At 36.0% G+C, this 12,107-nt stretch carries 17 protein-coding genes; 12 read left to right on the forward strand and 5 right to left on the reverse strand.

Annotated elements, in window-relative coordinates; translation table 11 throughout:
• Positions 1–321: 321 nt before the first annotated feature.
• Positions 322–552 (forward strand): hypothetical protein, encoded by a 231-nt coding sequence (locus MKX83_RS06235; RefSeq protein ID WP_341054615.1) that lies wholly within the window; start codon positions 322–324, stop codon positions 550–552.
• A gap of 54 nt (positions 553–606) precedes the next feature.
• Entirely contained in the window at positions 607–981 is a 375-nt protein-coding gene (locus MKX83_RS06240) for a VOC family protein (RefSeq protein WP_095370227.1), read from the forward strand.
• Positions 982–1,028: 47 nt separating this feature from the next.
• On the opposite strand, the gene MKX83_RS06245 is transcribed toward MKX83_RS06240, so the two are convergent.
• Together MKX83_RS06245 and MKX83_RS06250 are read right to left on the reverse strand one after the other, a co-directional pair.
• Complete coding sequence (locus MKX83_RS06245) at positions 1,029–2,237, reverse strand: M20 family metallopeptidase (protein WP_341054619.1); 1,209 nt, start codon at positions 2,235–2,237, stop codon at positions 1,029–1,031.
• Between the two features lie 48 nt (positions 2,238–2,285).
• On the reverse strand, positions 2,286–3,824 hold the full coding sequence (locus MKX83_RS06250) for an AbgT family transporter (RefSeq protein ID WP_341054621.1): 1,539 nt from the start codon (positions 3,822–3,824) through the stop codon (positions 2,286–2,288).
• A gap of 618 nt (positions 3,825–4,442) precedes the next feature.
• Here MKX83_RS06250 and MKX83_RS06255 point away from each other — a divergent pair.
• Both MKX83_RS06255 and MKX83_RS06260 read left to right on the forward strand, forming a co-directional pair.
• The gene (locus MKX83_RS06255) at positions 4,443–5,066 is read left to right on the forward strand and encodes a DedA family protein (protein ID WP_251162903.1); all 624 of its coding nucleotides are present in this window, start codon (positions 4,443–4,445) and stop codon (positions 5,064–5,066) included.
• A 151-nt stretch (positions 5,067–5,217) separates the two neighbouring features.
• Positions 5,218–6,384, forward strand: a complete 1,167-nt coding sequence (locus MKX83_RS06260; protein WP_341054624.1) for a hypothetical protein — start codon at positions 5,218–5,220, stop codon at positions 6,382–6,384.
• Positions 6,385–6,474: 90 nt separating this feature from the next.
• Here MKX83_RS06260 and MKX83_RS06265 read toward each other — a convergent pair whose 3' ends face one another.
• On the reverse strand, positions 6,475–6,957 hold the full coding sequence (locus MKX83_RS06265) for a GNAT family N-acetyltransferase (protein WP_341054625.1): 483 nt from the start codon (positions 6,955–6,957) through the stop codon (positions 6,475–6,477).
• A gap of 124 nt (positions 6,958–7,081) precedes the next feature.
• On the opposite strand from MKX83_RS06265, the gene MKX83_RS06270 reads away from it, so the two are divergent.
• The 7 genes from MKX83_RS06270 (at position 7,082) to MKX83_RS06300 (ending at position 10,585) form a co-directional block, all read left to right on the forward strand.
• Positions 7,082–7,636: a R2-like ligand-binding oxidase gene (locus tag MKX83_RS06270; RefSeq protein ID WP_341054626.1), complete on the forward strand. Its 555-nt coding sequence runs from the start codon at positions 7,082–7,084 to the stop codon at positions 7,634–7,636.
• A gap of 102 nt (positions 7,637–7,738) precedes the next feature.
• Complete coding sequence (locus MKX83_RS06275) at positions 7,739–7,951, forward strand: hypothetical protein (RefSeq protein ID WP_341054629.1); 213 nt, start codon at positions 7,739–7,741, stop codon at positions 7,949–7,951.
• 190 nt (positions 7,952–8,141) lie between these two features.
• Positions 8,142–8,492, forward strand: coding sequence for a YunG family protein (locus MKX83_RS06280; protein ID WP_341054632.1), 351 nt, complete (start codon positions 8,142–8,144; stop codon positions 8,490–8,492).
• 6 nt (positions 8,493–8,498) lie between these two features.
• Positions 8,499–9,134 carry an HAD family hydrolase gene (locus MKX83_RS06285; RefSeq protein ID WP_322910000.1) on the forward strand — a complete coding sequence of 212 codons (636 nt, stop codon included), beginning with the start codon at positions 8,499–8,501 and terminating at the stop codon, positions 9,132–9,134.
• Positions 9,135–9,137: 3 nt separating this feature from the next.
• Positions 9,138–9,701, forward strand: coding sequence for a DJ-1/PfpI family protein (locus MKX83_RS06290; RefSeq protein ID WP_341054636.1), 564 nt, complete (start codon positions 9,138–9,140; stop codon positions 9,699–9,701).
• A 79-nt stretch (positions 9,702–9,780) separates the two neighbouring features.
• A complete protein-coding gene (locus MKX83_RS06295) occupies positions 9,781–10,116 on the forward strand; it encodes a DnaJ family domain-containing protein (RefSeq protein ID WP_341054638.1) in 336 nt (111 codons plus the stop codon).
• Between the two features lie 76 nt (positions 10,117–10,192).
• Positions 10,193–10,585, forward strand: a complete 393-nt coding sequence (locus MKX83_RS06300; protein ID WP_328199601.1) for a thiol-disulfide oxidoreductase DCC family protein — start codon at positions 10,193–10,195, stop codon at positions 10,583–10,585.
• 123 nt (positions 10,586–10,708) lie between these two features.
• Here MKX83_RS06300 and MKX83_RS06305 read toward each other — a convergent pair whose 3' ends face one another.
• Together MKX83_RS06305 and MKX83_RS06310 are read right to left on the reverse strand one after the other, a co-directional pair.
• The gene (locus tag MKX83_RS06305; protein WP_095370216.1) at positions 10,709–10,942 is read right to left on the reverse strand and encodes a DUF2651 family protein; all 234 of its coding nucleotides are present in this window, start codon (positions 10,940–10,942) and stop codon (positions 10,709–10,711) included.
• Between the two features lie 60 nt (positions 10,943–11,002).
• Positions 11,003–11,680 (reverse strand): metal-dependent hydrolase, encoded by a 678-nt coding sequence (locus MKX83_RS06310; protein ID WP_341054642.1) that lies wholly within the window; start codon positions 11,678–11,680, stop codon positions 11,003–11,005.
• A 251-nt stretch (positions 11,681–11,931) separates the two neighbouring features.
• On the opposite strand from MKX83_RS06310, the gene MKX83_RS06315 reads away from it, so the two are divergent.
• On the forward strand, positions 11,932–12,096 hold the full coding sequence (locus MKX83_RS06315) for a hypothetical protein (protein WP_157733768.1): 165 nt from the start codon (positions 11,932–11,934) through the stop codon (positions 12,094–12,096).
• Positions 12,097–12,107: the final 11 nt, after the last annotated feature.

Here is a 12,107-nt window from a genome sequence, read left to right on the forward strand (position 1 = left end):
TACTACCTTATAGTACCGTGTTTAAAAATTTCTATAATTTAAAGGCATGAGAATTCTATTTTTAACTTGCTTATTTCTTATGTCATTCTAATAATTTCCAGTTGATACCAAAGTATTTCTACATAAAAGCAACAATCTTTACGATTTAAAAAAGCAGAAGGGATAAAAAAGTCAATGCTATTCTTAATCTATTCTGAGGTACTTCATGAATAAAAGGGAAGGAGTTTTTTAGGAGAGAAGAGAAGTAAAGTATTCAGGGGAAGTCTACTAAAAAGATAAGAACTGGCTTTAAGATTATTTCGTGAAAGATGGTGTAAAGGAATGAGGTGGAAGCTTAGAATTCCTTTAATCTTAATGACGATGGGGCTAATGTCTAAACTCTATCAACTATTCATAGGTAATGGTTCCTTTTTCAATAGCTTACTCTATATCTTCTTAACAGGTGGAGTGATTTTTATATTGGAACGAACGGGCATTAACAATCAGAAGGTACATTTTTCATTTGGTGTGCTGATTATAATTGCCGGTATATTGGTAGATTATTTCTCATAATAAGATATGATTTTTAGTAAAACGAATTCTCGTACTAAGATGGAGGTGTTTCTAATGAGTTTAACGATTGATAGTAAGATTAATAATGTTTTTATTCATGTATCGAACTTAAAGTACTCAGCCACATGGTATGCGACTTTGATGGGGTTAACAATTAATCAGGAAAAAATTCAATCTCCTGTATTTAATCTACCTGTTACAGGTGAAACAGGATTGACCCTTGATGATCATACAAAAGACCCAAGCTTTGTTTTTAAACCGGCTTCACATGCGATGTTTAATTTGTACACCAGTGATATTGATAAGGCTTATCAATTTGTCATCTCAAATGATATAAAAATAGTAAAAGAAATGGAATGGGTAGGTGATTTGGCTTATTTCCTCATTGCTGACCCTGATGAAAATGTATTGATGCTATGCAATAAGTAAAAAATGAACCCAGTTCGCAAAAAAGAAGCGGACTGGGTTCATTTTTTTTATTTGGTTAGTGAATCTTGAGTTGTTTCTGTTGTTGCTCCTTCAAGAAACTTTAAAGCAGCTGTTCCTAGTGTTTTAGCTGCGATAAGAAGGGAGCGCTCATCAATATTAAATCGTGGGTGATGATGGGGATAGGTAATTTGCCAATTAGGATCCTGTGCCCCTGTAAAGAAGAATGCTCCTTTTACATGTTGGAGATAATAAGCGAAATCTTCTCCACCCATAAGCGGATCACATTCTACTACTTCTGTTACTTCTTCAATTTCCTTAGAGATATTCGCAATAAAAGTTGCCTCTTCTGCATGGTTAACAACAGCGGGGTAGCCCCGTTTGTATTGGTAGTCATAAGTTGCCCCAAATAGCTGGCATGTTGAACTTAAATAGTTATCAAGCTCTTTTTCTATTAAATCACGTGTATCCTCATCAAAGGTTCTTACTGTACCGATTAGTTTAGCTGTATCAGCAATGACATTAAAAGGGTTTAATGCCTCAAAATGACCAACTGAGACGACTGCTGGATGAAGAGGGTTCGCTCGGCGAGAAATAATTTGCTGTGCACTTGCGACAAATTGGGAGCCAACCATCACTGCATCTTTTGTTAAATGTGGTTCAGATCCATGACCACCTTGTCCTTGGATGAGAATATCGAATTGGTCTGCTGCAGCCATAATAGGTCCTTCTTTAACTTGTATCGTGCCAAGAGGGAAGGTTGACCAAATATGTGTGCCAAATATGGCGTCAACACCATCTAAGCAACCATCTTCAATCATAGAAATTGCACCACCAGGGGCAATTTCTTCAGCGAATTGGTGAATAAAAACAATTGTTCCTTCAATGTCTTCCTGGATTTTATTAAGTGCTTTAGCTAAAACGAGTAAAGTTGCTGTGTGTCCGTCATGGCCACAAGCATGCATCGCACCGTCGATTTTTGATTTATATGGAAGGTCATTTTCTTCTTGAATGGCTAATGCATCGAAATCAGCTCGAAGCGCAACTGTTTTACCTGGTTTTCCACCACGAAGCGTAGCCACAACACCCCTGCCACCAACACCGGTACGGACGTCATGACCGAGGTTTTCATGATAATCGGCTATATAAGCAGGTGTTTTCACTTCTTGATACGAGATTTCAGGATATTCATGTAGAAACCGGCGGATAGAAATCATTTCTTCTTCGTACTCTTTTAATAAAGCAAATAATTTTTCCATTACGTGAACGCCTCTTTTCAAAAAGATTTAAATAATTGAATAGTATAATTATAGGAAAATTGAGTCACCAGGTCCAACTGGTAATCCAAGAAGGTACCAAATGGAGAACAGAATAATCCATCCGATGGCAAAACAAATTGAGTAAGGTAATAGGGCAGAGATTAATGTTCCAATCCCAATTGATTTATCATGCTTTCTAGCGAAAGATAATAAAATAGCAAAGTAGGCGAGCATTGGCGTAATCGGGTTCGTTATGGAATCACCAATACGGTAAGCCATTTGTGTAAATGCTGGACTATAACCTAAATACATAAACATTGGTACAAAAATAGTGGCTAAAAGTGCCCATTTGGCTGATGCACTGGCAATTAAAAGATTAATAAATGCACAAATAATAATAAAACCAATTAACATTGGTAATCCTGTGAAATTCATTGCTTGTAAGAGCTCAGCGCCTTTAATAGCAAGAATAGGACCAATATTACTCCAATTAAAGAAAGCAATCATTTGCGCTGCGACAAATGCCAATACAATAAATGGAGCTAAATCAGCAATGGATTTGAACATTTTATCTGCGACATCTTTATCAGATTTGATCGTCTTTGCTCCGATGCCGAAAGCAATAGATGGTAGTAAGAATAAGAATAGCATAATCGGTACAATACCTGACATAAATGGACTATTGATAAAAGAACCTGTTTCAGCATCTCTTAACCATCCATTTTCAGGAATAACAGCGATAAGTAAAATGGCGATATAAGCAAAAACTGTGATACCAGCCCATTTTAATCCCCGTTTTTCAGCGCTTGTAATTTCTGCAATCGCTTCTACTTTACCATCGTATTTACTAAATCGTGGTTCGACAAACTTAACGGTTACCCACGTAGCTAGTCCAACGAGTAGAAAGGTTGAGGCAATCAAGAAATAATAGTTCATTGTCGGATTACCGATATAATTAGGATCGACCATTTTTGCAGCTTGTTCGGTAATACCAGCTAACAATACATCAAGTGAATTTAGTAGAATATTAGCTGAAAAACCACCACCAACTGCAGCATACGTAGCAATTAAACCTACTAGCGGGCTTCTGCCGACACTCATAAAGATAAGTGCAGCAATAGGTGGGAATACAATAAATGCTGCATCAGCGGCTACTCCACCCACAATTGCTGTAAAAAGAACGACTGGAAGGATGAGCTTCTTAGGTGCACTTAAAACTGATTTTTTCATAACAAGTTGTATAAGACCAGTGGCTTCTGCAACGCCTACGCCAAGCATAGTGACAAGTACTAGTCCTAGTGGAGCGAAGGTGGTGAAATTGCTAACCATATTGGTGAGAATCTGTTCTATCCCTGCTCGGTTGAGAAGATTAATTACTTCTATCGGTTCTCCAGAACTAGGGTCAGTAGCAGAAACACCAATCTTAGCAAGTAAAAAAGATAAAATAAGTATCATACCTGACATGATTACAAATAGTGTGATAGGATCTGGTAATTTATTTCCTGCTCTTTCAATGCTATCGAGGAATCGATCAGTTAATTTCTTTTTAGCAGGTAAAGGTGCTTGTTGTTTTGGAATTGCGCTCATATATACCCTCCTTGTTGATTAACTTTTTTGAAAATTATAAGGGTATTACGAGGAAAAAACTATGTGATGAACTCTAAAAAAAATATATTTATTTAGATTATACTACAAAATTATACACTTTCTGATGATTAAAAGAAGTAGACAAACCTACATATATCATAGGAAGTATGTAATTTCTAACACTTTATCTCACTAATGAATTTAAGTGGTGAAAAATATAAGACTATGGAAATTAAATAGTAAGTAATAAGGGTTTTCTTGTGAAAATTGTAATAAATGGTTAGAAGTTGAAACTTTCACTTGTGGGATTCGTACATCATTATGATGGGAGGGTGTTTGATTAATGAGGTTGATCAAAAGAAAAAAGAGCAAAAAGAAGAAAGAATCCATTTGGGATGTTTTATTTGAAATCGTCTTGTGGATCCCTGAGATTCTATTATGGCCATTAAGAGCTTTATTTTTTCTTGGAAGGAAAACCTACCATTTCTTTATTTCTAATTAAGGAATAAGGTTCTTACTTCCCTTTCTTTCTTTTTTATTATAATATGGTATTGGTGAAAAGAATAGGACATTGTTTACAGCATGATAAACAGTTTATAAATAAAAGGTAGGTATAGGATGGAACAATTGATATTAGATCTTGTAAATTGGTTTAAAGATTTATCATATATAGGTATTTTTCTTGCTCTTTGTATCGAATTTATTCCGGCTGAAGTTGTTTTACCATTGGCTGGTTTTTGGGTGTCTGAAGGAGACATGTTATTCTGGGGTGTAGTCATTGCCGGCTCTTTAGGTGGTGTTGTCGGCCCGCTTACATTATATGCAGTGGGTCGTTACGGTGGTAGACCTATATTAGAGAAGTACGGCAAGTATTTTTTTATGTCCCCAGAGAATTTAGAGAAAGCGGATGCGTTTTTTGCTAAACACGGGGCATTTGTTGCTTTTTCTGCTCGTTTTCTTCCAGGGGTGAGAACAGTGATTTCTGTCCCTTGTGGGATGGCAAAAATGAATCCTTGGGTTTTCTCACTATATACATTATTAGCGATGACCCCGATTACATTCTTTTATGTTTACTTAGGTGTACAATTAGGCGAAAATTGGTCAGATGTAAAACCAATACTAAACCAATATCTTGTTCCAATTGGTATAGTACTCGTTATTTTGTTTGTCATCTATTTGCTGATTAAAAGAAGGAAAAATCAAAAAGCAGAATCCCTTTCAGATTTCTTAGGAAAAAAATAAAAATGAAAAGCAATGACTTCAACTGATTGATTAGTGAGGTCATTGCTTTTTTATTTTAAAAACAAAAATTCTCGAAATTTAAAAGTCGATCAGTTATTTGCAGAATGTGACCAATCAGATTAGCAGGCACACACGGAGACAGATACAAGTAGTGAATACGCGCAGAAAACAAAAAGAGAAGGAAAAGAATTGCGCGCAAGTAACGTATACGCGCACAAATGATAAGGAAAGGGAAGGGAATTGCGCGCAAGTAGTGAATACGCGCACAAGACAAAAGAAAAAGGCAGAGAATTGCGCACAAGTAATGTATACGCGCACAAGACAAAAGAAAAAGGCAGAGAATTGCGCGCAAGTAATGTATACGCGCACAAGGCAAAAGAAAAAAGGCAGAGAATTGCGCGCAAGTAGTGAATACGCGCACAAGACAAAAGAAAAAGGCAAAGAATTGCGCGCAAGTAGTGAATACGCGCACAAGACAAAAGAAAAAGGCAGAGAATTGCGCGCAAGTAGTGAATACGCGCACAAGACAAAAGAAAAAGGCAAAGAATTGCGCGTAAGTAGTGAATACGCGCACAAGACAAAAGAAAAAGGCAAAGAATTGCGCGTAAGTAATGAATACGCGCAAAAGATAAAAGAAAAAGGCAAAGAATTGCGCGCAAGTAGTGAATACGCGCACAAGACAAAAGAAAAAGGCAGAGAATTGCGCGCAAGTAATGTATACGCGCACAAGGCAAAAGAAAAAGGCAGAGAATTGCGCGCAAGTAATGTATACGCGCACAAGGCAAAAGAAAAAGGCAGAGAATTGCGCGCAAGTAATGTATACGCGCACAAGGCAAAAGAAAAAGGCAAAGAATTGCGCGCAAGTAGTGTATACGCGCACAAGGCAAAAGAAAAAGGCAGAGAATTGCGCGCAAGTAATGTATACGCGCACAAGGCAAAAGAAAAAGGCAGAGAATTGCGCGCAAGTAGTGAATACGCGCAAAAGACAAAAGAAAAAGGCAGAGAATTGCGCGCAAGTAATGTATACGCGCACAAGGCAAAAGAAAAAGGCAAAGAATTGCGCGCAAGTAATGTATACGCGCACAAGACAAAAGAAAAAGGCAGAGAATTGCGCGCAAGTAATGTATACGCGCACAAGACAAAAGAAAAAGGCAGAGAATTGCGCGCAAGTAGTGTACACGCGCACAATTCAAAAGAAAAAGGCAGAGAACTGTGCGCAAATTATGTAAACGCGCAAAAGACAGGCAGAGAACATGCACAAGTCGTGTTTATATGCCAAGATTACAAGCAAAGTAGAGGATGCTATGGGCATAAATAAAATGTATATCGATAGCTTGAGGTTTTTAAAAGGAGCTAGATCGACAGAAGGATTCTGTGTAATTTAATTATTTTCCATAAGCTGTTGAATTCACTCATCTTTCTTTCTTCTTTCTAAAAGAATCACATCTCTCCATCCGTCTACATGCTTGGCGATTTTCTCACGGATTCCTACTTGGCGAAATCCGTGTTTTTTATGTAAAGAGAGACTTGCGTGGTTTTGTGGAAAGATACTGGCTTGCAAAGTCCAGATTCCATGCTTCTCACTTTCAATGATTAAATTTGATAATAATATTGAGCCAATCCCTGTTCCTTGATATCCATTGAGAATATAAATACTTATTTCCGCAACGCCCTTATATACCTCTCTATTCGAATAAGGGGTGAGGGCAGCCCAGCCAACCACTTGCTGTCCATCTTTAGCAACTAAACGAGCATAAGGTAAATGTTTCTCATGCCAGTTATGCCAGTTTGGTGTTTCCTGCTCGAAAGTAGCTAAGCCGCTATCTATCCCTTGTTGGTAGATCTCTTTTACTGATTCCCAATCTTCAACTACTAATGATTCGATTTTCATAGCTATTCTCTCCTCTATATCTCCTATTTTTTTAAAAAAGTCTTTTTATAAAAGGAGATAATTGTTAATAGTGTAATATCTCTTATAAGAAAAAGATATCAATCATTTCTAAGGAGGAGTATAAATGAGGAGTTATGTATCGAAAAGTAAGCGTGGTATTAATCGTGAATCTCTCCCGTTTAAATTGTACGAAAAGGCAAAGAAATTTGGTGTGTGGGACCCTCGTGACATTGACTTTAGTCAAGATAAGAAAGATTGGCATACTTTATCAAAAGAACAACAGGATTCGATACTCAGACTAGTTGCTTTGTTCTATAGCGCTGAAGAGGCTGTAACTAAAGATATTCTGCCACTGATTTATGCGATATCAAAACAAGGTCAATTTGAAGAAGAAATGTATTTAACGACCTTTCTTTTTGAGGAAGCAAAACATACAGATTTCTTTCATTTGTTTTTAAAAGAAGTAGGTATAGAAAGAGATTTGAATAATTATCATTCTGAAGCATATTTAAATGTGTTTGATGAGATCCTTCCGCAAACGATGGAAAAGCTATTGGTAGATCAGACTCCACAAACAATAGCTGATGCAGCAGTTGTATACAATATGTTTGTTGAGGGTATATTGGCGGAAACAGGGTATTGGAATTTCTATGAAAACCTACAAGACTTAAAAAAATAACCAGACTTACTTGAAGGGATATCTTATATTAAAAGAGATGAGTCGAGACATATTGGCTTCGGCACTTTTTTGCTACAACGTCTTATTACTGAAGATGACTCTATGTTTGATTATATTATGAATAAACTTCATCAGCTCATGCCAATTGCCGAGGCAATTAATCAAATGCCTGAAGAAGTTAACCCATTTGGGGTGAAATTAGCAGATAGCAGAGCTTTTATGCTGAAGCAGTTACATGCAAGAATAGAAGTTTTACGTAGAGCGAAAGGTAAAACCTTAGAAGAAATTTATAAAATGGAACTTGTTGTAGAGTAGGATATGCTGTTCTTTTAAGCCGTTCATAAAGAATGGCTTTTTATTTTGAAAAGAGTAAATTCCTTCTTTATATTGAATTTAGTGACATGTTTTCTTAAGCTTGCTTTATATAAATAGAGGTTGGATATGAATGGATATGGATTGTTGAGTAGTGTTAGAATAAAGAATGAATCAATATAGAGAGGTCATTATGGATATATCTTATTTAGGATTAGCACTGGTAGAGTCATGGGGGATTGAAACGAGCACAAAATGGAAGATGGAGAATCCTGCTTTAGGACAATGTGGTGTCACAGCCTTAGTTGTTCAAGAATATTTAGGTGGAGAAATTGTGAAAACATTGATCGGCGAGATGTGGCATTTCTACAATAAAATAGGAGATAACTATATAGATTTTACAGTTAGCCAATTCAATCCTGCCATTGATTATAAGCCTGTTATTTCTAATAGACAGGAAGCATTTGAGGATACCAATATCAATCAGTATCGTTATTTAACAAAGGAAATGAACAATCGACTTTATTACTACTTAGAGAGGTAGGAAGAAATGATGGTAGATAGCCTTATTTTTGATTTAGATGGCACGTTATGGGATTCTAGAAAAACAGTTGCTGATTCATGGAATATCGTTATTCGAGAAGATGCAGAAGTGAAGAAAGAATTAACAGTAGCAGATTTAAAAGCAACAATGGGGCTAAGAATGCATGAAATTATGGAAAGACTGTTCCCTTATTTAAGTAAGGAGAAAAGAGAATCGTTATTAGAAGATCTTAGCAAAGAGGAACTAGAACATATCCGGAACTATGGAGGGACACTATACCCAAAAGTAGAGGAAACCTTGTCAGAGTTGGCTAAGACCTATCAATTGTTCATCGTAAGTAATTGCCAAGAAGGTTATATTGAAGCGTTCTACGAAGCACATGGATTGGAAAAATATTTTCAGGACTTTGAAAACCCAGGAAGAACTGGATTATCTAAAGGGGAAAATATACAACTCATTATAAAGAGAAACAATCTACAGTCTCCCATTTATATTGGCGATACAGATGGAGATAGAGAAGCTGCAAAATATGCCGGGATACCTTTTGTGTATGCGAGTTACGGTTTTGGAGAAGTGATAGACAAAAATCATATAATTGAACAATTTCAAGACCTACTACATATGAGGCTAGAGAGGGGATAGCTTATGAAAGCATTGGTCATATTATTCTCGGCATACGCTGATTTTGAAATTAGTCATAGTTTATTTTTACTTCGAAAAGTCGCAAAAATGGAAATTGTTACTACAACGGTTGATGGATCGCCAGTCACAAGTATTGGTGGTTTAAAAACAGCAATTGATGTCTCATTAGAAAATCTGAATATAAATGATTACCATTTTATTTTAATCCCCGGTGGTGATGGAATTGATAACGAGCTACTGAATAATAAATGGTTAATTCAGCAAATTCAATCAGCATTCCATTCACGTATTCCGATTGCATCTATCTGTGCATCGGCATTAATTCTCGGAAAAGCAGGTATATTGTCTGGTGAGCAATTCACTTGTTTAGCACATACTTATGATAAGTATCAATCACTCTTTGAATCAAGCTTCTATACAGGACAACCAATTGAAGTAAGTAATCGCATAATTACGGCTAAAGGAACATCCTTTGTTGCTTTTGCAATTGCCGCGCTTAAACTAACTGGTGTGGAACTCACTGACCAAGAGTGGGAAAAATGGCGCCAGTTTTGCATGATAACATAGTATTTATTTGATATGAAGTAAATCAGAAGAAACTAGTAATCACTTATATATTGGTTTTGAAAGAAAAAACACAAGGGGTGTGTTATTTTTGGATGAACGTAATGATTTAATTGGTGATATGTTAAAAAGCAAAAAATCTATGCCACTGCCAGGACAAGGTAAACCACTTCCTAAAGGCTATCTACAGAGGGATATTTTTCAAAACTTCCAAAAAGTTGCCAAGGATGCTGGTTACTTACCTCCATGGTTAACACTTCAAAAGGAAATCGCAGTGCTTGTACATCAAGCACAAAGTAAACAAGATATTGCCACCATTAATGAAAAAATTAAAAAATACAATTCGATTTGTCCACCACAAATGCAGCGCTACCCAATTAGTCTAGAGGGGCTAGAAAAAGCAAAAACACTATGGTGAAAAAAGTCCACTCGAACAGATTCTTATTCGTTTGATAGTCAGCCTGTTATACTTGCAAGAAAAGGAGGCGATCATTTTGAGTAAAATTATATTATTCGATGGGGAATGCAATTTTTGTGATCAGAGTGTGCAGTTTATATTGAAGAGGGACCATCAGGGTGATTTTTATTTTGCCTCCTTACAAGGTGAAAACGGGCAATCTCTATTAAGAAAACATGAAATAGATCCTGCAACTGATAGTTTTATATATATAGAAGATGATCGTGCCTATGATCAATCAACTGCTGCAATTAAAGTATTGCAACAATTAAGGGGAATGTGGAAACTAATAGCTGTCTTCCGTATCATTCCAAAACCGATCAGAGATAAGATGTATCAATTTATTGCTAAGCGGAGATATAAGTGGTTTGGTAAAAAGGAAAGTTGCCGTTTACCCTCACCGGAAATTCGAAAAAGATTTCTAGATTAATCTGATTGATTGGTAATCAAAAAAATAGGCATACATTTCATTTTAATAACATATATTGTGGTTTAGTTGTTAAAAGACACGGTCAATCTACAAAAAAAAACAGAAGGTGTTCTTCTGTTTTTTTTAAGCAGTTGGTTTATTAAAATACTTTGTTGTAAAGGAAGTTAAAATTGCAAGAACTGTGTACAATACTGTCCAAATCATAAAGGTTCCATTATAGATTGTAAAGGAGAGTAAAGTAAAGATAATTGCTGTTAATAAAGGAACGAGATACATATTCCGTTTTTTCCAAGCCACAAGAATAGAAGCGGCTAATACAATAGTTGGATAGATAAGTATGGTTAATACGAGTGTCATTTTAAATCGCCTCCATTATCTCTATACCCGAAAAATAAAAAAAGAACCATTTTCGGTTCTTTAAAATTCTTTTTGGGAGATAGGAAGAAATAATTTAATACCCCTACGATTAAAAGGAAGGAGTTTGGAGTCAAGCGCAAGATGACTAATATATCCCGTCATACAAGCAATATAAGCTCCATTTATGCCCGTCGATAATTGAAAAAAATCAGCAATAAAATGAAAGAATACTACACCTAAAATAGAATGAGTGTAACTCCTGTGTGGGACAAATGATGCTATAAGAATATAGCAGCCCATGAGCATAAGCCAAACTTCTTGTAATAATATTCCGCACACAATGACTCCTATACCAGTAATGATAAGCATATGTCGCTGCTTTATATAGGAAGATAAAAGAAACATCGCAAGTCCAATCCCCATGCTTACCCATTGATCTAAGGCTGTAGCTTCATAAAAACTATAAAAAATAATTAACAATCCAATCATTTGCGCAGTTGCTTTAATAAATTTGTGAGAGAGGGTGATTTTATTTCTCAGTTTACCATCGATATCTAGATCTGGTAAAAGTGCAGATATTGTGCCAATACCAATAAGCGCTAATGTGGCCGATGGCGTTGCTTGGAGTGTATTTGCGGTCACAAAACCTGCAACAGCACCAATACTCGCATGAGCGGTACCATTCACTTTAATTCCACCTTTTTCTAAGTTGTCTTTTTCTATTCTACAATAAAACATCTGTTCTGTTTATCCTTTTTGCAGGAAAAATGTCAAATGAACAAGAATTTATGTTAAATACTTTAATTAATGGGAATCAACCTCTCTTTTTTTCATCTTTTAAAACAATTTTGCCATAAGGAAGGTTAGGTACGATCCTCTTTATGGGTAAATACATTAAAATAAGTGGAATAAAAGGTTATGGTCACAAGAATATTTAAACGAATGACTATCGTTTTTATGTTTAAGATACAAAAAAGAGGAGAGGGACAATGAACTGGACACATCCATTTGCACTGGCAGTATTAGCTTTCTGGGCGTCTTATTTTATGAATGATTCATTAAGCATCTCTTTATTAGTGGCGTTGGGTGGATTCATCATCGGTTTGATATTCTCATTATTGATCTTTAAGAAGGCAAAAAGAAAACATATATGACAAGGAACTAA

The sequence above is a fragment of the Cytobacillus sp. FSL M8-0252 genome (assembly GCF_038007345.1).
Lineage (GTDB): Bacteria > Bacillota > Bacilli > Bacillales > Cytobacillaceae > Cytobacillus > Cytobacillus kochii.